The following is a 20,738-nucleotide window of genomic DNA, read 5'->3' as shown; positions in this document are numbered from 1 at the left end:
GGCCGGGGATCGGCGCGAAACGGTGCAGGACGGGTGCGCGATGCGCAGCGAAGCGGCTCAAGTCAGGGTCAACAAGGTCGCGCCGCGGTCGGGAGACTGGGTGGCAGAAACACCAGCGGCTGCGGCTGCGCGGATTTGGCCATCTTTTCCGCTCCTTTTCGTTGAATAGCTACGGCTATTCGCCTCAAACGATCGAAAAACCTGACTCAAATCCGCTTTGCCTCGCTCGCTGGCTTTCTACCACCCAGTCTCCTAGCGACGCCGTATTTGCCGGCGGTCTGACGGCGGCTTGGAAGGCCGCCCTTGAATCGTGCCCGGAGTTGCGCTGGAATGAACGACAAGCCGCCCTGGCCTGCCTTCTTCCCGCCCAACCCATGCTTCATGGGCGCCTGAGTGTAGCTGATGACGCCGATCCTTGTATTGCGGCGTCGGCCACCCCATTGTGTGTTCCCCCGCAGTTCCTGCGCCCCCAGCCACGGAGATTTCCCGGTGAGCGACCTGATTACCCATGTGAGCGACGACGCCTTCGAGCAGGAAGTGCTGAAGTCCGAAACCCCCGTGCTGCTGGACTTCTGGGCCGAATGGTGCGGCCCGTGCAAGGCGATCGCGCCGATGCTGGACGAGCTGGCCCAGCAGTACGAGGGCAAGCTGCGCGTGGTCAAGGTGAACATCGACCAGAACCAGCAGACCCCGCGCGCCTATGGCGTGCGCGGCATCCCGACCCTGATGGTGTTCAAGAACGGCAAGGTCGAGGCGACCCAGATCGGCGCCGTCAGCAAGGGTCAGCTGACCCAGATGATCGACAAGGCGATCTGAATCGCCTGAACCCCGCCCGCTGCCGACAGCCCGTCCCGCGTCACGGGGCGGCCGCTTGCCGAGGCTTTACGCCGACACGCAGCGGGTGCTAGATTGACCGCGTCCGTCGGGACAGTCCTGTCCCCTTGCGCCCTCCGCGCGACGCACACCCTCCCTCCTGCAACTCAACGGCGCCCCGCGAGGATTGCCCGTGTCCGATACCGATAACCAGACCCTGCCCGACGCCAAGGGCGCCGATACCAGCCCTGTGACCGAAGGCAAGCCCGAGCCGCGCAGCCGTGCGCCGCGCCGCAGCGCGGCAGCCAAGGCGGCGGCGAATGCCGCCGCCGAGCAGCAGTCGACCGCTCCCGCGGCGGCAGCACCGGTCGAGCGCCCGGCGCCCGCACCCGCGGCTCCGGTACCTGCCCCGACGGAGGCTTCGGCTCCCGTCAGGGAACAGCCGGCCGCCACCCCGGCAAACCCGAACGCCAGCCAGCCCACGGGTGCGAGCCCGGGTAGCGAACCTTCGTCCGGCTCGGCGCCGAACGCCAACCCGAACCAGGCTGGCAACCCGAATCCGAACCAGGGACAAGGTCAGAACCAGGGCCAGAACGGTGGTCGCGAAGCCCGTGAAGGGCGTGGCCGTCGCCGCCGCAACGAGCGCGGCGAGCGCAACAACAACCAGCCGCGCCCGCAGGGCGAACGCCACCCGCGCCCCAACCCGAACGGGCTGCCGGTGGACGACGACAACGCTGATCCGGGCAGCAATGACCGGGTGATCAACCTCACCGAGCTCAAGCGCAAGAACGCGATCCAGCTGCTGGATTTCGCCGAATCGCTGGGCCTGCACGAAGGCATCGCCCGCGCCCGCAAGCAGGACGTGATCTTCAACGTGCTCAAGGCGCATGCCCGCTCCGGCGGCGGCATCTGGGCCGAGGGCGTGCTGGAAATCCTGCAGGACGGCTTCGGCTTCATGCGTTCGGCCGACGAGTCCTACCTGGCCGGACCCGACGACATTTATGTCTCGCCCAGCCAGATCCGCCGCTTCAACCTGCGCACCGGCGACTACATCACCGGCCGCGTGCGGCATCCGAAGGAAGGCGAGCGCTATTTCGCCATGCTGCGGGTGGAGACGATCAACGGCGATCCGCCGGAAGCATCCAAGAACAAGATGCTGTTCGAGAACCTCACCCCGCTGTTCCCGCGCAAGGCGTTCAAGCTGGAGCGCGGCAACGGTTCCAGCGAGGACATCACCGGCCGCATCCTCGACCTGATCGCGCCGATCGGCAAGGGCCAGCGCGGCCTGATCGTCTCGCAGCCGAAGTCCGGCAAGACGATGATGCTGCAGAACATCGCCCAGGCGATCCAGTACAACCACCCCGAAGCGCACCTGATCATCCTGCTGGTCGACGAGCGTCCGGAAGAAGTCACCGAAATCGCCCGCACCGTGCGCGCCGAAGTCATCTCCTCCACCTTCGACGAACCCGCCGTGCGCCACGTGCAGGTCGCCGAGATGGTGATTGAGCGCGCCAAGCGCCTGGTCGAGCACAAGCGCGACGTGATCATCCTGCTCGACTCGATCACCCGCCTGGCGCGTGCCTACAACACCGTGGTACCGAGCTCCGGCAAGGTGCTCACTGGCGGCGTCGACGCCAACGCCCTGCAACGCCCGAAGCGTTTCTTCGGCGCCGCGCGCAACGTCGAGGAAGGCGGCAGCCTCACCATCATCGCCACCGCACTGACTGAAACCGGCAGCAAGATGGACGAGGTGATCTACGAGGAATTCAAGGGCACCGGCAACATGGAAGTGCACCTGAGCCGGCGCATCTCCGAGAAGCGCGTCTACCCGGCGATCGACATCAACCGCTCCGGCACCCGCCGCGAGGATCTGCTGATCGACCCGGACATGCTGGCCAAGATCTGGATCCTGCGCAAACTGCTGCATCCGATGGATGAGTTGTCGGCAATGGAGTTCATGCTCGACAAGATGAAGAACACCAAGTCCAACGACGAGTTCTTCAATTCGATGAAGCGCTGAGAAGCGGGGAATCGGGAATCGGGAATCGCAAGATACGGCGATTCCGCTCTGGAATGAAACGGCGGCCACTGGCCGCCGTTTTGCTTTGTGCGCCAACCTGATCCAGCTCAAAGCAGCACCGGCCAAACCCTGCTTCAATAGACCGCCGACCTCGCATCCCACGACACCCCTTTTCGTCGCCCTGCGTCGCCCCCATAGTGTCGACTCCCCCTGCGAGGCATCGCCCGTGTCCATACCCAGTGCCGTCAAGAGCACCCCGATCGTGGGTCGCCAACAGCTCGCCGACTATCTCGCCGCCGGCGAGAAGCCGCGCGAGGCGTGGCGCATCGGCACCGAGCACGAGAAGTTCGGCTTCCTTACCGACAGTCTGCGTCCCCCGACCTTCGAGGGTGACCGCGGCATCAAGGTCTTGCTGGAAACGCTGGCCACGCGCTACGGCTGGGACGTGGCGCGCGAGGGCGAGAACCCGGTCGCGCTGTCGCGCGAGGGCGCGTCGATCACGCTGGAGCCGGCCGGCCAGTTGGAATTGTCCGGCGCGATGCTGGAGACCATCCACCAGACCTGTTGCGAGGTGAACTCGCATCTGAAGGACGTGCGCTCGGTCGCCGACGAGCTCGGCATCGGCTTCCTCGGCATGGGCTTCCAGCCGAAGTGGCGCCGCGACGAGATGCCCTGGATGCCCAAGGGCCGCTACAAGATCATGCGCGAATACATGCCCAAGGTCGGCTCGCTCGGCCTGGACATGATGACGCGCACCTGTACCGTGCAGGTGAACCTGGATTTCTCGTCCGAAGCGGACATGATCGAGAAATTCCGCGCCAGCCTGGCGCTACAGCCGATCGCTACCGCGCTGTTCGCCGATTCGCCGTTTACGGAAGGACGTCCAAACGGCTATCTGTCGTACCGCTCGCAGATCTGGACCGATACCGATCCGCAGCGCACCGGCATGCTCGACTTCGTGTTTGCCGACGGCTTCGGTTACGAGCGCTACGTCGACTACATCCTCGACGTGCCAATGTACTTCAGCCTGCAAAACGGCCAGTACCTCGACCTGGCCGGCCAGGACTTCAAGACGTTCATGGCCGGCGAGCTGCAGGCCCTGCCCGGCACCAAAGCCACCATGAAGGATTTCGCCGACCACCTCACCACCGCCTTTCCCGAGGTGCGCCTGAAGCAGTACCTGGAAATGCGCGGCGCCGACGGCGGCCCGTGGAACCGGCTGTGCGCGCTGCCCGCGTTCTGGGTCGGCCTGCTCTACGACCAGGAAGCGCTGGACGCGGCATGGGACCTGGTCAAGGACTTCACCCCCGTCGAGCGCCACGCCCTGCGCGACGGCGTGCCGAAGCAGGCGCTGAAACTGCCGTTTCGCGGCGGCAGCGTACGCGACCTCGCCGAGCAGGCACTGAAAATCGCCGCCCACGGCCTCAAGCGTCGAGCCCGCCTCAACAAGAACGGCGCCGACGAAAGCATCTTCCTCGAACCGATGATCGAGATCGTGCGGGCCAACCAGACCCCTGCCGAACGCAAGCTGGAGCTGTTCCACGGTGCTTGGAACGGCAGCGTCGATCCGGTGTTCCGCGAGTTCGCGTACTGAGCACCCACGGCGCGAACGACCTGCACCCGGCGCACAATCGCTGTGCATTTGCGCGAGACCGAACGGCGAAGCCCGGCCACCCACCATCCCCGTGCACACCGCTCATTGCTGCCAGGCGCTGTCAGCAATGAGCACGGCGAGACGGTCTGCATGGTGGGTTTCGTCCGGGTCTGCGGGCATCATGGGCTGACTGTTCTCCCGCCGCGGCCGCACCCATGTCACCACGCTCCACCGTTGCCCCCGTCGCGCTCGCCGTCGGCATGCTGCTGATCAGCATGGTTTCCTACCAATGCGGCGCGTCGCTGGCCAAGCACCTGTTCCCGCAGGTCGGCGCGCAGGGCGCCACCGCCTACCGGCTGGGCATCAGCGCGCTGCTCCTGCTGCTGTGGCGGCGACCTTGGCGGCGATCGGGCAGCCGCCGCGACTGGCGCACGCTATGGGGTTATGGCCTCTCGATGGGCGCGATGAACCTGGTGTTCTACATGTCGCTGCGCACGATCCCGCTGGGCATCGCGGTGGCGCTGGAATTCACCGGCCCGCTGGCGCTGGCGCTGTTCGGCTCGCGGCGCTGGATCGACTTCGTCTGGATCGCGCTGGTGGTGGCCGGACTGGCCCTGTTGCTGCCGCTGCGCGGCTCGATGCAGGCGCTCGATCCGGTGGGCGTGATGTACGCGCTGGCCGCCGGCGCGGGCTGGGCGTTGTACATCGTGCTGGGAAAGAAGGCCGGGGCAGCCTATGGCGCGGACGCCGTAACGCTGGGCACGTCGATCGGCGCATTGCTGGCGATCCCGTTCGGTATCGCGCATGCCGGCAGCGCGCTGCTGTCGCCAACGCTGCTGCCATATGCGCTGGGTGTGGCGGTGCTCAGCTCGGCCCTCCCATATTCGCTGGAGATGGTCGCGCTGACCCGCTTGCCGGCGCGAACGTTCAGCACCTTGCTGAGTCTGGAGCCAGCCATCGCGGCGCTGGCCGGCGTGGCCTTGCTGAGCGAACGACTCAGCCTGCTGCAGTGGCTGGCTATCGCGACGATCATCGTGGCTGCGGCCGGTACCGCGTTGAGCGTTCGTCGGCCCATGCTGGCGGAGCCGCTGGCGAACTGAGCGCCGTAGCCGAAACGGCGGTGCCGCGGATCGGGCTCTACAGACCCAGCGCGAATCGGAGCCTATCCCCCGTACAGCCAGCGCGCGGCGTCGACCTCGCAACAGATAGGAATCGCGACCGTAGAAACTGAATCGGACCCGATAACCCAATCTGGCTGTCAACAGCAAAGCAGAGCTTTCACCCTCCTGCAGAGGGCGAGTTACTTCTCTTTTGCTTGTCCAAAATAGAAGTAACCAAGAGAAAACGACACCCCGCTTACGCGCTTTCCGGGCATCCATGCCCGGAAAGTACGCGGTCGGGTTACGGGGTTTGTCGACAGTCCATCGGGCAACCGCTCCTGCGTTGCCTCAACTCCGGCATCCATGCCGTCGCCATGGACTGACGCCAAACTGGTTCGCATCCCTGCGAACCACCCTGCGGGCTTTTCCTCCACCCGCCCGCCGCTTCAGAGGGGCCCCGGGTAGAGCGACGCGCATCCTGCGCGTACTTTTCAGAAGAACCAGATCAAAAGCAAAACCGTTGCAGAGCACACTTCGCTTTTGCCATGGCTTTTCAGCTTTTAGGCTTTTCACCGAGTGCGGGCCACGATGGCCCGCCGCTTTACCCGGGGCCCCTGTGCGGCGGTGAGGTGGGGACGACAGGCCCGCAGGGGCATCGGCATGGAGGCCGATGCCTTTTCGCCAGGACAGGAGTCCTGTCGAAAAGCCCGGCCCCAGCTCACGGACTTGCCGCCCAAGGATGGGCGGCAAGCGCCAAGCGGGGTGGCCTTCTCTTTTGGTTACTTTTCTCTTGGCCACGCAAGAGAAAAGTGACTCGGTCGCCTTCGGCGAACGAAAGCTCTTGCTTGAACATCGTCAGCTAAGGGTGATAGCACTCCGAATGAAAGCATGACGCGTCGCACATGGCTTGCATCTTGCCATTCTCAAACTCCATCGTGTCGCCGATCCAGTAGCTCAACTTCCCGACCGTCTCGATCGCATGCGGTACCGCCGGACGAAGCGAGAGGGGGTCGGCGAGTATAGCTATCTGTTTATAGTGCGCAATCACGTCATGCGGCGACTTCCACCAAGTTACGCCGACGCGGTATCGAGAAGTACAGAAGGGGTATTTAAGCGCTGAGGCAAACTCCTTTCTGTCATTGCTCAGGAGCGCCTTTTGGACTTTGTAAGCAGCCTCGTCATTCGATTCACGTGCTTGCTGCTCCGCTGGCGTTTGCTCTCCACTGGAATAGAGTTTCACCTTTATCGGGTGGCTATCCGACGCCGAATGCCAAGTTCCGGTGACGTAGCTACAGTCGTAGTCCGAAACGTGTTTTTGAACCCCTGCTGCGTCGTAGCCTGGACCGGTGGGGTAGGTAAAAAGGAGAGAAAAATATCCCGTTGTCTTTCCTTGAGCATCTCGCTCCACGAGATCCATTCCCGCACCGGAAGAACGCATTTTCCCATGTATGGTCAGCGTACCAGGTTGATTGTTATAGCCGTAGAACCCATCGATCGAATTGGCGGCGACATCGTAGTGCAACGACATTCTTATTTGCTGATTGCCAACGTTGCCGGAAAATATCCTCAGATTCGAGGGACCATCCAATCCGTTGTTAAATTTCTCCCCTGCGGCGTGGTACCAATGAACGCACTGGCTGTAGGCGGGAAATGCATAGAGCATGGAAAGCAAGAACATGCCCAACAGGCTGCCCAGATAGGTTGGTTGTGCAAAAATTTTTGGCGTTCTCGAATCTGTCGATTTCGGCATAGACGCATTCGGTCGCACGATAAATTTCCTGCCCAATGTTACACCCCCGCCTTGAGTCAAACAGCGCCACAATCCCCCGAACAATCTATGCCCCCCGCAACCACCTAGCCGCATCCACCGCATAGTAAGTAAGAATCGCATCCGCCCCCGCCCGCTTCATCGCCGTGAGCGATTCCAAAACGACGGCCTTCTCATCCAGCCACCCATTCTGCGACGCCGCCTTCAACATCGCGTACTCGCCACTGACCTGATACACGAAGGTCGGCACGCCAAACGTGTCCTTCACCCGCCGCACGATGTCCAGATACGGCAGACCCGGCTTCACCATCACCGCATCCGCTCCCTCGGTGATGTCGAGCTCGACTTCATGCAGCGCCTCGTCACTGTTGCCGACGTCCATCTGGTAGGTGTGCTTGTTGCCCTTGCCGAGATTCGTCGAGGAGCCGACCGCATCGCGGAACGGGCCGTAGAACGCGGAGGCGTATTTCGCCGAGTAGGCGAGGATGCGGGTGTGGATGTGACCGGCTTCTTCCAGCGCTTCGCGGATCGCGCCGATGCGGCCGTCCATCATGTCCGACGGCGCCACGAAATCCATGCCGGCTTCGGCCTGCGCCAGCGACATCTTGATCAGTGCCTCGACGGTGGGCTCGTTCATCACGTAGCCGGTGTCGTCGATCAGGCCGTCCTGGCCGTGTGTGGTGTACGGATCGAGCGCGACGTCGCCGATCAGGCCCAGCTCGGGATACTTCGCCTTCAGCGCGCGGGTGGCGCGTTGCATCAGGCCCTGCGGATTCCACGCCTCGGCGGCGTCCTCGCTCTTCACCGCGGAGCCTGGCGAGGGGAACAGCGCCAGCGCGGGGACACCGAGTTGCACGCATTCGCCGGCCAGCTTCAGCAGTTGGTCGATGGAGATCCGATCGACACCCGGCATGGACGGCACTGGCTCGCGCTGGCCTTCGCCCTCGATCACGAACGCGACCATGATCAGGTCGCTCGCCAGCAAGGTGTGCTCACGCATCAGCGCGCGGGAGAAAGCATCGCGGCGCATGCGGCGCATGCGGATGGCGGGAAAGCTCATGGCAGATCCTGGTGGGTCATATCCCGGCATTTTAGGCCACAACCCAGGCCCGCGACCGCGCGGCGGCATGGCCTGCATACCTTGTCGCGACCGGCCCAACATCGAGGACACCTCGCGATAACACCGCGGGGCGCACCCTCCGCGCCACGACCCGCCGTTCCCCACCGGAGGACGCCACCATGAGCAAGACCAAGCCCACCGCCGCAGCTTCCCACTGGCCGCTGCCTGCCGGGGCACGCTACCTGGGGCCGCATGCCCCGGACGAAACGCTCGACGTGACCCTGGTGCTGCGGCGCAAGAGCCCGCTGGGCGCGCCGGCCCCATCCGCATCGCGCAGCGCCCGGCACGCCGATTTCGTGGCGCGTCACGGCGCCGATCCGGCCGATGTGACGCGCCTGCGCGACTTCAGCCGTCAGCACGGCCTGCAGGAGCTGGCCTGCGATGAGGGACGGCGCACGCTGCATCTGCGTGGCACGGCGCAGTCGCTGCAGCAGGCGTTCGGCGTGCAGTTGGGGCATTACGAGCTGACACCCGGCGGCGCTTCCTACGTCGGTTCCGCACAAGCACCCACCCTGCCCGATCCGGCCATCATCGCCGTGCTGGGGCTGGACCGCCGCCCGGTCGCGCAACCGCATTTCCGCGTCGCGCAGGCACAGCCGAGCACGACCTACACCCCGCCGCAGGTCGGCCAGCTGTACAACTTTCCCGCCGGCACCGACGGCAGCGGCCAGTCCATCGCGATCATCGAACTCGGCGGCGGTTACGTGCAGGCCGATCTGGATACCTATTTCGGCGGACTCGGCTTGACGACACCTTCCGTCACCGCGGTTTCCGTCGATGGCGGCAGCAATCAGCCCGGCGGTGCCGCGGATGCGGAAGTGATGCTGGACATCGAAGTCGCCGGTGCGCTGGCCCCGGCGGCGAAGTTCGTCGTCTACTTCGCCGCGAATACCGATCAGGGTTTCTACAACGCGATCTCGCAGGCTGCGCACGACAGCAGCCAGCCGGCCACGGTGATGTCGATCAGCTGGGGTGGCCCCGAGGACAGCTGGAGCATGGCCTCGCGCAACGCCATGGAGACCGCGCTGGAGGATGCCGCCGCACTCGGCGTGACAGTGAGCGTGGCGTCCGGCGACAACGGCTCCAGCGACGGCGAGAGCGATGGCCTGCCGCATGTGGATTTCCCGGCCGCCAGCCCGTCCGTACTGGCCTGCGGCGGCACCGAGCTGCTCGGCAGCGGCAGCACGATCGGCAGCGAAGTGGTGTGGAACGAGACCGCCGGCAACGAAGGTGCCACCGGCGGCGGCGTGAGTGCCGTGTTCGCGCTGCCCGCCTGGCAGGCGAACGCGGGCGTGCCGGCGACGGCGGGCGGCTTCGCCGGTCGCGGCGTGCCGGATGTCGCCGGCAACGCGGATCCGCTCACCGGCTACGCCGTGCGCGTCGACGGCCAGGACGAAGTGGTCGGCGGCACCAGCGCGGTCGCCCCGTTGTGGGCCGCGCTGGTGGCGCGCCTCAACCAGCAGCTCGGCCATGCGCTGGGTGCCGCCAACGCCACGCTCTATGGCCTCGGCGAAAAAGGCTTCCACGACATCACCCAAGGCAACAACGGCAGCTACACGGCCGGCCCGGGCTGGGACGCCTGTACCGGCCTGGGCAGCCCGAACGGCCAGGCTCTGCTCAGCGCGTTGCAAGGTGCGGCGCCAAGTCCGGCACCGGCACCGAGCCCGGCTCCCGCGCCGTCCCCTGCGCCCGCACCGAGTCCCGCACCCACGCCAGGCCCGCCGCACAAACACAAGCACAAACACAAGCCGCCCGCCTCCGGCGGCAAGCATCCCAAGGGCAAATCGTCGAGCTGAGCGGGTGCCGAACCCTTCCACCAGCATCCCGGATTCGCCGGGATGCTGGACGCTGGCCGGCATTCACGGCAGGCTTGCTGCTTTCGCGTCGTCCCCTGGAGTCCCGATGCACGTTCCTGCCGCCCCTACCCTGCTCGTCGATCTCGGCGGCACCAATGTCCGTTTCGGGGTGGCCGATCCATCACGCGACAAGCCACTGCTGACCGACAGCATCCGGCGCTACCGCGTGGCCGAGCACGATTCGCTGGTCTCCACCGCAAAGCAATATCTCGCCGACACCGGCCTGCAGGTGAGCCGCGCGATCGTCGCGGCGGCCGGCCGCATCGTCGATGGCGAGACGGTCAAGGTCACCAACAATCCGTGGGCGATCTCGGCGCACCAGACCGCCAGCGCGCTCGGCCTGGAATACGTGCACCTGGTCAACGACTTCGCCGCGCAGAGCATGGCGGTGACCCTGCTGCAGGGCGATGACCTGGTCGACGTGGGCACGGTGCCGCGGCCGGTGATCGGTGCCGAGAACGAACAGACCTTCGCCATCGTGGGGCCGGGCACCGGTCTGGGCGTCGGTGGCCTGCTGGTGCGCCAGGGCCACTGCAGCGTGCTGCAGACCGAAGGCGGCCATGCCGGCTTCGCCGCGCACACGCCGGAGGACATCGCCATCCTCGACTACCTCAACCACAAGTACGGCCGCGTCTCCAACGAACGCCTGATCTGCGGCCAGGGGCTGGTGAACCTGTACGACGCGATCTGCCACATCGTCGGCGCGAAGGCCGCCGACCTGAAGCCGGAGGACATCACCAAGCGCGCGAAGGACGGCAGTTGCCCGTTGTGCACGCGCACCGTGGAAACCTTCGCCGGCATCTTCGGCAGCGTGGCCGGTGACCTGGTGCTGACGCTCGGTGCGTGGGACGGCGTCTACCTCACCGGCGGGCTGATCCCGGTGCTGTTGCCGTGGCTGGAACGCGGCCGCTTCCGCGAACGCTTCGAGGCCAAGGGCCGCTTCCGCGACATCATGGAAAAAGTGCCGACCCAGGCGATCATGAACCCCGAGCCGGGCCTGCTCGGCGCCGCCGCAATAGCGGTGCTGGAGTCGGGCCAATCCTTGCTGCCGCGACGCTAGGCAGCAGTCACCGGCTGCCACTGGCGTGCAGCCTGCGGAGAACGCGATGCCCCGCCGCGACACGGCCTTTCTGTTCGACCTCGACGGCACCCTGATCGACAGCGTGTACCAGCACGTGCTGGCGTGGAAGGAGGCCCTGGACGCGGAGGGCCTCGATATTTCCGTATGGCGGATTCACCGCAAGATCGGCATGAGCGGCGGCCTGTTCGCCAACATGTTGTTGCGCGAAACCTCCCTGCCGATCACCGAGGAGCGCCTTGATCGCCTGCGCCAGCGGCATGCCGACGCGTTCAACCGGCACCATGCACAAGGTTCGGTACGGCCGCTGCCGGGTGCGCGCGAGTTGCTGGCCTACCTCGATGCGCAGACCATCCCGTGGGCGATCGCCACCAGCGGCCGGATGGAAACGGCACGTCACAACCTGGAGGCGCTTGGCGTGGATCCGGCGAAAGTGCCGGTGGTCACGCGCGACCAGGTACGCCATGCCAAGCCCGACCCGGATCTGTTCCTCGCCGCCGCCGAGCAGTTGGGCGTGGATATCCACCAGTCGCTGGTGATCGGCGACAGCGTGTGGGACATGCTGGCCGCCCAGCGTGCCCGCGCGCTGGGCGTGGGCTTCCTGTCCGGTGGATACGGCCACGCGGAACTGCAGCAGGCCGGCGCGTTTCGCGTGTACGCCGACCCGGCCGACCTGTTGCAGCATGTCGATGAGGTGGCAGCTCGCGACTGATGCCGGGCAGCCTTCGCTGAACCACGCTCGCCTGCCACATGAAAACTTAATCACCCGCATCCGGCGCGGAGTTAGGCTGCACCGACATCGCGTTTCCGGAGCCGTGTCATGCGCCGTCTCGTCGCCAGCCTCCCGCTCGCCCTGCTGCTTGCCGCCTGCTCGCCCACGCCGGCACCCCCGGCATCCGCCACGGGGCAGAGCGCACCCGTCGACGCCGCCCTCGGCTCGGCAGCCTGGTATGCATGGGTCGATCGCAGCCTGGGCATCGGAGACAAGGGGCATGCTCCCGATCCCGGCTCGGACGAATGGAACCAGGCGGTGCAGCGCAAGCTGGGCGAAGAGGCGCCACAATCGAAACCCGGCTCGCCGCAGTGGCAGCAGTCGGTGGATGCGCTGTTGCGCACGCGGGTGCCACCCGCATCCTGAGCCGGCTCACTCGTCGCGGATCGCCGCTATCGGATCCAGCGCCGCGGCCTGGCGCGCCGGGTAGATGCTGAAAGCCAGCCCGATCAGCATGCACAGCAGCACCGAAGCGACGACACCCACGGGTGCCCAGGCCACCTGCCAGCCGGCAAAGGCCGCGATCACATACGCCAGCGCCGCGCCGAACAACAGTCCGATCAATGCACCCGATGCGCAGATCACCAGCGCCTCGCGCAGGAAGCGTTGCACGATATCCTGCCGTCGCGCCCCGATCGCCCGCAGCAGGCCGATCTCGCGGCGCCGCTCCAGCACGTTGGCCAGCATGATGTTCATGATGCCGATGCCGCCAACCAGCAGGCTGACGCCGGCAATCGAGCCCATCACCACGCTGAAGATGCGCTGGGTCTTCTGGTTCTGCTGGTACAGCTGCTGCGGCACGATCAGCCGGTAGTCGCTGGCACCGGCATGGCGCTGGTCGAGCAATCGGGTAAGCACGCGGGCACCGGCGGCGAGGCCTTCGGGGTCCTTCAGGCGCAACAGGAACCGGCTGACCTCGTCTTCCATCGGCTGGAAACGAAAACGCGCGCGCGCACTGGACAACGGCACGAACGCCGTGTTGCTGTCCGCACCCAAGGCCACGCCCTCGAACTTGTCCTGGCCCAGGTCGCGATCGGCCAGCACACCCACCACGCGCCACCACGCCTGGTTGATCTTCACCAGCCGGCCCAGCGCCTTGCCGTCGGGAAACAGGTCGTGCGCCGCCTGGTGGCCGAGCACGGCGACTGCGGCGAGGTGCGCATCGTCGTCGGCATTCAGCGCACGGCCCTGTGCGAGACGCAACGACGCCAGCTGGAAATACTCGGGGCTGATGCCTTCGACCTGCGCATCGGCATGGCCGTCGTCGCTGAACATGCCCAGCCGCTTGACCTGCTTCTCGGCCGCATAACTTTCCGCCGCCGGCACCACCGCCAGCGCGGCATGTGCATCGGCCACGGTGAGGCCGAGGCTGCGCGCGCGGGTTTCCTTCAGCGCATCGCCGTCCTGGCTCTTCGCCTCGACGATCAGGTTGTGCAGGCCAAGGCTGTCGACCAGCTTCAGTGCTTCACGCCGACTGCCCTCGCCCACGCCCTGCATGGCCACGATTGCACCGACGCCGAAGATCATCCCGAGCAGGGTCAGCAAGGTGCGCAGCTTGCGCCGCGACAGCTCCTCGATCGCCTCGCGCCACAATGCCGGAATCATTTCGCCTCCTTCGCGCCGCCGCTGGCCAGCAGCACGTGGTCGCCCGGATGCAGGCCGTCGAGTACCTGGGTGCGGGTGGCACCGTGGACTCCGAGTCTGAGTACGCGCGTCACGACCTGGCCGCCCTCGAGTACCTGCACGCTGGCCTGGTCGCCGTGATGCGCCAGCGCCATGTTGGGCACGCTGAAACCCCGCTCGACCTTGAGCAGGATGATCCTGCCGACAAAGCGCTGGCCGGGAATCCAGCCGTAGCCGCGGGCCAGTGCGGCCGGCACGGTGGCTTTCAGGGCCAGGTACTTGACCGGGTTGTCGTCGCTGCGCGGTTGCGCCGCCGAGGCGACCCAGCTGATTTTCGAATCCGCCACCTGCGCCGGTATGCCCCAGCGATGCAGTTCCACCACGTCGCCGACCTGGATGCCCTGGGCCTCGATCTGCGGCACCGCCAACTGCACCTCGAGCGCGTCCAGATCGGGCAGACTGGCAAAACTGTTGCCGGCATACAGGCTGCTGCCCACATGCGGCACCTGACCCATCCAGTCCTTTTCGAGCATCAGCACGCCGGCATGCGGAGCACGCAGCTCCAGCGCCGCCAGGTCGGCCTGCTTCTGCTTTTCCACCGTGTCGTAACTGCTGCGCTGCGCGTCGAGCACCGCCAGCTCGGCGTTGCCGCGTGCGGCGGATTGATCCTGTCGCCAGGTCAGGATGCGCTGGCGCACATCCAGGTAATGCACATCCTGCACTGCATCGAGAATGTCGTTGCGCGCCATCGCCTCCAGCGTGGCATGGGCATAGCGCTCGGCGATCATGCGCTGGCCGGCGACCTGGGTCAGGTCGACCCCGAGCTGACCGCGCTTGTCCTCCAGTTCGGCCTGCTTGCCGGCGCGCGCAAACAGGTTGCGCTCCAGGTCGATGCGCGCCTGGGCCAGGTCCTGTTTGCTCTGCTCGGCGGAGAACTTCGCGACGAGCTCGCCTTTCTGGACCGTGCTGCCGTCAGGCACCATCCAGTTGAGCTGGCGTGCGGTCCATTGCTCGCCCGGCACCAGCAAGGGCGTGGGTCCGGTCGAATGCAGATCGCCTTCACCCCGCACGCTGAACAGCAGCGGCGTCTCCCGCGCCTGTTCCAGCACGATGCGATCGCTGGTCGCATGGCCGCAGGCACCCAGCAGCGCGATCAACAGCAGGCATGCCCAGCGCGCGCTCATCGGCTTGCTCCCGCTGCCGCTGGAATGCTTACCTGCACGGACTGGCCTGGCTTGAGCTTGAGCTGGCCGGGATCGAGCCGTATCACCAGGTCGACCACCGGCACCGCCTCGACCCGCGACTTGCTGTGCACCGTGCCACCGATGTCGGCAATGCTGCCGCCAAGATCGCGGTCGCTGCCGCCGGCGATCACCACGCGCACGCGCTGACCGGAGCTGACCCGTTCAAGGTCGCGTTCGGGCAGCGCGGCGCGCACGGCCAGGCTGCTCAGGTCCGGCATCTGCGCCACTGCCTGGCCGCGCCAGATCTGCGAGCCGACGTCGATCTTGCCGCCTTTCCAGTCGTCCTGGTGCAGCACGATGCCGGCCTGCGGCGCCATGACCGTCAACGAGGCCAGCGAGGTCTTCAGTTTGGTTACCTCCTCCTGCAGCTGGCTGACCTCGGCGTCGGCCATGCGCTGTTCGGCAGCACGCTCGACCGCGGCCACGCCCTGGCGCTGCACGGTGAGAGCAAGCTTGCGTTCGGCCTTGATCTTCGCCACCACCAGCTTCTGGTAATCCACGCGGGCGATGTATTCCTTCGGTTGCGCCGCCTTGCGCTCTGCCTTGTCCATCTCGGCACGCGCCTGCGCGGTGGCCAGTTCGGCCTCGCGCGCCCGGTCAGCCAGGTCCAGCCTGAGCTGCTCCTGCTTGCGCAGTTTCTCGGCGAGCTGGCCCTGTTTGGTGGTGAGATCCTTCACCACCGAGCCGGCATCGAACGCCACCAGCAGGTCGCCCTTCTTCACGACTTCACCATCGCCGGCCATCTGGGTCACGGTCAGTTGCCACAGGCCGTCCACGGCCGGCGGGGAAATCGCCAGGCTGCGCCGGGCGTGGACCTCGCCATCCACACGTAACGGCTCGGCGTGCGCCGTGGCCATGTGCGGGTCGCGGTCGCCGGGGTCGGCCAGGTCGCTGTCCATGCGCACGCTCATGCCCGGCCGCAGCGGCAGATCCATTTTTGCCGGCAGCGCGATATCGACCTCGTAGTAACGGCCGTCACCCCATTCGGTGCGGCTGGTCGAGGCACCGGCAATCGCCCGGATGTGCCCTTGCAACTCGCGCCCCGGCAACGCGTCGAGATGCAGCCGCAGCGGCTGACCCGCCTTGAGGCCGGTACGATCCGGCTCCAGCACCCAGCCGCGCACCGTGTAGCCACTCCCCGCACCGACCACCTCACCGACCCGGGTGCCCGGGTAGCTGGTCGAACCCTCTTCGTAACGGCTACCGCGGCCGAACAGGTTGTCGAAACCGTGGATCACGGTGCCGGCACGTTCGGCATAGACCACCGCGCCGGCGACCTGGTCCTGATAGAACTGCACCGACAGGCGCTGCTTGCGCAGTTCCAGATCGCTGTCCTCGCGCCGGCGCGCCACCGCCGCGATCGCCTGCGCCACCTCCAGCTTCTTCAGCGCCAGCGCCTGCTCGGTACGCTTCATCTCGCTCTGGTGGCGATCGTAGTTCAGCGCGGAGATCAACGCTTTCGGAATCACCGCATCCACCGCCGCGGTGTCGCGTTCGGCCTGCGCATCGGCCAGCGCCAGCTCGGCGTCGGCCTGTTTCAGTTCGAGGTCGGCGATTTCCTTGGCGTTCTTCGCCTGCATCTGCTCCAGCTGGGCCTGCAGGGTACGCAATTGGGTCTCCGCCGGACCGGCGTCGATGCGCAGCAGCACGTCGCCTTTTTTTACCATGGCACCATCGGCAGCGTAGTAGCGCAGCACTACCGGCGAACTAAGCGACGGCGGGGTGAAGATGTCCTGCGAGTCGGCGACGCGCACCTCACCGCTGAACACGGTGGCGTGCAGCGGCAGGGCCGCCAGCAGCAACAGCGCGAAAAGCTCAAGCCGCCGAATCATGCTCGATCCTTCCGTCGCGCAGACTGATCTGCCGTTGTGCGCGGGCGGCGACTTCGGCGTCGTGGGTGACCAGCACCACGGTCTGACCGTCGGCATGCACCTCGGCGATCAAGGCCAGCACATCGGCGGCGCTCTTGGAGTCGAGATTGCCGGTCGGCTCGTCGGCCAGCAGCAGGGCCGGCTTCATCAGCAGCGCGCGGGCGATCGCCACGCGCTGCATCTGCCCACCGGAGAGCTGGCCGGGGCGATGCGCCAGATGCCGCTGCAGGCCCATCCGCTGCAGCAAGTCATGCGCGCGCTGTTCCAGGCCGTCGTCGGGGCCGCGCAGGAAACGCCGCGGCAGCAAGGTGTTTTCCAGCACACTCAAGCGCGGCAACAGGTGGAACGACTGGAACACGAAACCGATGCGCCGGTTGCGGAAGTCGCTGGCCCGTTCGTCATCGAAGCTGGAGACATCCACGCCATCGAGCAGATAGCGTCCGCTGTCGGGTCGGTCGAGGCAGCCGAGCATGTTCAACAAGGTGGACTTGCCCGAGCCGAACGGCCCGACGATGGCCACGAACTGGCCTTGCGGCACCTCGAAGCTGACCCCATCCAGCGCGGCAATCGTCTGCCCGCCCACCCGGTAATGGCGGGTCACCGCCTCCATGCACACCATCGTGTTGCCGCCCCGTCAAACACCGTCCGTGGAGTTTTGCGGTTGATGGCCGCTTTGACAAGTGACGTCCGGCATGCGCGCCGGTTCGCGGTGATGGCGTTCTTGAGTAGGAGCGCACCTGTGCGCGATGCTTTCCGTCACGCAAACCAAGAGCATCGCGCGCAGGTGCGCTCCTACAAATGGGCGCGACGGATCGCTTCAGCCCGGCGCCAGCAACGAATCCAGATCCACCTGATCGAAATTGAGCCGCTCGCGGCTGCCACCGCCTTCGAGCACGGCGGCGGCCAGTTCGGCCTTGCGTTCCTTCAACTCTTCGATGCGCTCTTCCACCGTACCGCTGGTGATCAGGCGGAACACGAACACCGGCTTGTCCTGGCCGATGCGATGGGCGCGATCACTGGCCTGCGCCTCGGCGGCGGGATTCCACCACGGGTCGTAGTGGATCACGGTGTCGGCGGCGGTGAGGTTGAGTCCCACGCCGCCGGCCTTCAGCGACAACAGGAACAGCGGCACCTCGCCAGCCTGGAAACGCTGTACCGGCTCGGCGCGATCGCGCGTATCGCCGGTGAGGGTGACGTAGCGGATGCGCCGGCGATCGAGCTCGGCGGCGATCAGTTTCAGCATGCCGGTGAACTGCGAGAACAGCAGCACCTTGCGACCTTCGTCGAGCAGCGCCGGCAGCATGTCCATCAGCAACTCGAACTTGGCCGATTCGTGCACGCCACGCGCCACTTCGAGTTTCACCAGGCGCGGATCGCAGCACACCTGGCGCAGCTTGAGCAGCGCATCGAGCACCACGATGCCCGAATGCGCGATGCCGCGCTGGGCGATCACTTCGCGCAGTTCCTCGGCCAGCGACAGGCGCAGGCCTTCGTAGAGTTCACGCTGGCGACCTTCCAGCACCACGCGGCGGGTGATCTCGGTTTTCGGCGGCAACTCCTTCGCCACCTGCGCCTTGGTCCGGCGCAGGATGAACGGCGCCAGCCGCAGGTTCAGGCGCTGCTGGCATTCCTCGTCGCGCTGCTTTTCGATCGGCAGCCGGTAGTGGCGGCGGAACGCGCCTTCGTCGCCGAGCAGGCCGGGCACGGCCAGATCGATCTGCGACCACAGTTCGCCCAGATGATTTTCCAGCGGGGTGCCGGTGAGGCAGACATAGCGTGCCGTGCGCAGGCTGAGCAGGGCACGGCGCGCCTGGGTACGCGGGTTCTTCACCTGCTGTGCTTCGTCCAGCACGATCAGCGCGAACGGCTGCTGGCGCAGCGGCGCCACGTCACGCGGCAGCAGGGCGTAGCTGGTCAGCACGATGTCCTGCGCACCGAGCTGGTCGAAATCCTCCGCGCGCTGCGGCCCGTGCAGGGTCAACACCTTGAGTGTGGGCGCGAAGCGGGCAATCTCGGATTGCCAGTTCGGGATCAGGCTGGTCGGCACCACCACCAGGGCCGGCTGGGTCAGCGCACCGCCCTGCTTCAGCGACAGCAGGTGGGTGATCAATTGCAGGGTCTTGCCCAGGCCCATGTCGTCGGCCAGCACGCCGCCGACGCCGGCCTCGGCCAGCGCGTTCAACCAGCGCAGGCCCTCGCGCTGGTACGGACGCATCTCGACGGTGAGCCCCTCGGGCACCGCATCGCTGGCGCGCGCGGCGGCGTCACGCAGGCGCGCAGCGAAGCCGAGCAGCGGTTCGGCTGCCTGCAGACTGCCGCCTTCCGGCATCGCCGCGACCAGTTCCTCCAGTCGGCCGGCCTGCACCCGTGGCAGGTGCAGCGCCTTGCGCGGCTTCTCCAGGTATTCGGCCAGCGGCGCCAGCAGGCCGCGCAGTTCCTTCAGCCGTACCGGCACGCGGCGCCGCGCGTCGACCGGCGCGTACCACACCGCGTCTTCCGGCTCGTTCGCCGCGGGACTGAGGCTCAGCTGATTCTCGGTCAGCGCCTGCGCCACCGCCGGCAGCAGGTTGTGCCGCTGGCCGTCCAGTTCGATGCCGATTTCCAGGTCGAAGGCGTGGTCGTCGGTGTCCTCGACCGCCTGGCCGTACCAGCGCACCGGACCTTCCAGCACCTCGAACGGGAAGCTGGGCGCGTACTCGACCAGGAAGTTCTCTTCCTCAAGCTTGGGCCGCAGCGCCAGCCAGCGCGCCGGCGTGTTGACCTCCAGCGCGCCCGCGTAGCCGGCACCGGGAAACAGCCAGGCATCCTCGGGCAAGGTCTCGGCCACGTCCCACGGCAGGCCCTCGGTGTCCACGCCGGGGGTGAGGCCGACGCGTTCGAGCTGCTCCATCGCGGTGAGTTCTTCGGCACGGCGGCGGGTGATCTCGACCAGCTGGTCGTTACGCACGCGGCGTACCAGCGGTTCGCCGCCACGGCCGGGCAGGCGTTCGCCGGCGTAGTCGAAGGCCAGCCGCGCATAACCCAGCGGCGGCGTGCCGGCGGCCAGCCGGGCATGCCGGGTCAGCGCGTGCAGGGTCAGCACCGGTCGGGGTGCGAGTTGCGAACGCTTGACCTCGCCGAATACCTGCGGCAGCGGTACCCGCGTGGCCAGCCGGCTGTTCGGCAGGCGGTTGCGCAGGCGGCGGCCATGCTCGTGCTTCAACGACGGCAGATCCAGCCACTGGGTTTCGTCCGTCGCCGCATCGAACAGACCCAGGGTGGCGCGTTCCGCATCGAGATACCAAAGCGCATCGATGCGCAGCAAACGCTGGCCGTGCGGCAGCAGCGGCAGCAGGCGCTGGCTGCCGTCGGCTTCCATCTGCCAGTGCCAGTTGAGCTGATGCGACTTGCCGCGCGACAGCCGCAGCCCAGCCAGGCCGCCGAGGAAGCACGGCGCAGTATCCAGAATCTCGGCGAGCAGGGTATCGCCGACGTGGCCGCCCAGGCGCGCATAGCTGCGACTCTTGCGCACGCTCTGCGGCAGGCCGAGCACGCTGGCCGCCAAGCGCTGCTCATGGGGTTGCAGCGGCGAGTGCGCCAGATGCCGGCTGTCCAGCGGCACCGGCCGGCTGTAGCGGCCATGCTCGGCCACGGTCAGCAGCACCGGCGCCACATCCGCACGGGCAAACGCGGCGCCCTCTTCCGGCATCAACTCCACGAAGAAACCGAGCACGCCATGGTCCTCGACCACGGCAGGCTTGGGCGCGGCCAGCAGCCGCCGCCAGGCCAGCGGCAAGGCTTCGTCGTCGCCGGCCGGCACGCTGGCGGCGCGTTGCTTCTCGTCCGGTTGCTGCATCCGCATGCGTTCCGTGGCGAAGACCAAATGCTTGAGCTTAGCAG

The 20,738-nt window shown here is 66.6% G+C and carries 15 protein-coding genes; 8 read left to right on the top strand and 7 right to left on the bottom strand.

From position 1 onward, the window contains the following. Positions 1-489 precede the first annotated feature (489 nt). The 4 genes from trxA to B0E47_RS06775 all read left to right on the top strand — a co-directional run bounded on the left by trxA (position 490) and on the right by B0E47_RS06775 (position 5,527). Positions 490-816, top strand: a complete 327-nt coding sequence (trxA, locus tag B0E47_RS06790) for a thioredoxin TrxA (RefSeq protein ID WP_077513261.1) — start codon at positions 490-492, stop codon at positions 814-816. Between the two features lie 190 nt (positions 817-1,006). Further along, a complete protein-coding gene (gene rho / locus B0E47_RS06785; RefSeq protein ID WP_077513260.1) occupies positions 1,007-2,833 on the top strand; it encodes a transcription termination factor Rho in 1,827 nt (608 codons plus the stop codon). A gap of 226 nt (positions 2,834-3,059) precedes the next feature. Continuing rightward, positions 3,060-4,427, top strand: coding sequence for a glutamate--cysteine ligase (locus B0E47_RS06780; RefSeq protein ID WP_077513259.1), 1,368 nt, complete (start codon positions 3,060-3,062; stop codon positions 4,425-4,427). 215 nt (positions 4,428-4,642) lie between these two features. After that, positions 4,643-5,527, top strand: coding sequence for an EamA family transporter (locus tag B0E47_RS06775; protein WP_077513258.1), 885 nt, complete (start codon positions 4,643-4,645; stop codon positions 5,525-5,527). An 859-nt stretch (positions 5,528-6,386) separates the two neighbouring features. Here B0E47_RS06775 and B0E47_RS06770 read toward each other — a convergent pair. Together B0E47_RS06770 and hemB are read right to left on the bottom strand one after the other, a co-directional pair. Next, positions 6,387-7,277 (bottom strand): hypothetical protein, encoded by an 891-nt coding sequence (locus tag B0E47_RS06770; RefSeq protein ID WP_139351377.1) that lies wholly within the window; start codon positions 7,275-7,277, stop codon positions 6,387-6,389. Positions 7,278-7,362: 85 nt separating this feature from the next. Then, entirely contained in the window at positions 7,363-8,355 is a 993-nt protein-coding gene (gene hemB, locus B0E47_RS06765; RefSeq protein ID WP_077513256.1) for a porphobilinogen synthase, read from the bottom strand. A 179-nt stretch (positions 8,356-8,534) separates the two neighbouring features. Here hemB and B0E47_RS06760 point away from each other — a divergent pair, with 179 nt between their 5' ends. The 4 genes from B0E47_RS06760 to B0E47_RS06745 all read left to right on the top strand — a co-directional run bounded on the left by B0E47_RS06760 (position 8,535) and on the right by B0E47_RS06745 (position 12,487). Further along, a complete protein-coding gene (locus tag B0E47_RS06760; protein WP_077513255.1) occupies positions 8,535-10,211 on the top strand; it encodes a S53 family peptidase in 1,677 nt (558 codons plus the stop codon). Positions 10,212-10,215: 4 nt separating this feature from the next. Further along, on the top strand, positions 10,216-11,331 hold the full coding sequence (glk, locus tag B0E47_RS06755) for a glucokinase (protein WP_256363535.1): 1,116 nt from the start codon (positions 10,216-10,218) through the stop codon (positions 11,329-11,331). A gap of 46 nt (positions 11,332-11,377) precedes the next feature. Continuing rightward, complete coding sequence (locus B0E47_RS06750; protein ID WP_077513253.1) at positions 11,378-12,061, top strand: HAD family hydrolase; 684 nt, start codon at positions 11,378-11,380, stop codon at positions 12,059-12,061. Positions 12,062-12,169: 108 nt separating this feature from the next. Then, positions 12,170-12,487 (top strand): hypothetical protein, encoded by a 318-nt coding sequence (locus B0E47_RS06745; protein ID WP_077513252.1) that lies wholly within the window; start codon positions 12,170-12,172, stop codon positions 12,485-12,487. Positions 12,488-12,493: 6 nt separating this feature from the next. Here B0E47_RS06745 and B0E47_RS06740 read toward each other — a convergent pair whose 3' ends face one another. The 5 genes from B0E47_RS06740 to B0E47_RS06720 all read right to left on the bottom strand — a co-directional run bounded on the left by B0E47_RS06740 (position 12,494) and on the right by B0E47_RS06720 (position 20,694). Next, on the bottom strand, positions 12,494-13,726 hold the full coding sequence (locus tag B0E47_RS06740; RefSeq protein ID WP_077513251.1) for an ABC transporter permease: 1,233 nt from the start codon (positions 13,724-13,726) through the stop codon (positions 12,494-12,496). Further along, positions 13,723-14,928 (bottom strand): hypothetical protein, encoded by a 1,206-nt coding sequence (locus B0E47_RS06735; RefSeq protein WP_077513250.1) that lies wholly within the window; start codon positions 14,926-14,928, stop codon positions 13,723-13,725. The genes B0E47_RS06740 and B0E47_RS06735 overlap by 4 nt, the downstream gene beginning before the upstream one ends. Beyond that, positions 14,925-16,820 carry an HlyD family efflux transporter periplasmic adaptor subunit gene (locus B0E47_RS06730; protein ID WP_077513249.1) on the bottom strand — a complete coding sequence of 632 codons (1,896 nt, stop codon included), beginning with the start codon at positions 16,818-16,820 and terminating at the stop codon, positions 14,925-14,927. Before B0E47_RS06730 ends, B0E47_RS06735 begins: the two co-directional genes overlap by 4 nt. After that, positions 16,804-17,469 carry an ABC transporter ATP-binding protein gene (locus B0E47_RS06725; RefSeq protein ID WP_254422844.1) on the bottom strand — a complete coding sequence of 222 codons (666 nt, stop codon included), beginning with the start codon at positions 17,467-17,469 and terminating at the stop codon, positions 16,804-16,806. Before B0E47_RS06725 ends, B0E47_RS06730 begins: the two co-directional genes overlap by 17 nt. Positions 17,470-17,676: 207 nt before the next feature. Next, on the bottom strand, positions 17,677-20,694 hold the full coding sequence (locus B0E47_RS06720; protein ID WP_077513247.1) for a DEAD/DEAH box helicase: 3,018 nt from the start codon (positions 20,692-20,694) through the stop codon (positions 17,677-17,679). Positions 20,695-20,738 lie beyond the last annotated feature (44 nt).

Origin of the sequence: Rhodanobacter sp. B05, from assembly GCF_002001085.1 — a bacterium.
In the GTDB taxonomy this organism is placed as follows: domain Bacteria; phylum Pseudomonadota; class Gammaproteobacteria; order Xanthomonadales; family Rhodanobacteraceae; genus Rhodanobacter.
The sequence above is the reverse complement of the archived record's forward strand: the minus strand, read 5'-3'. Positions and strand labels throughout refer to the sequence as shown.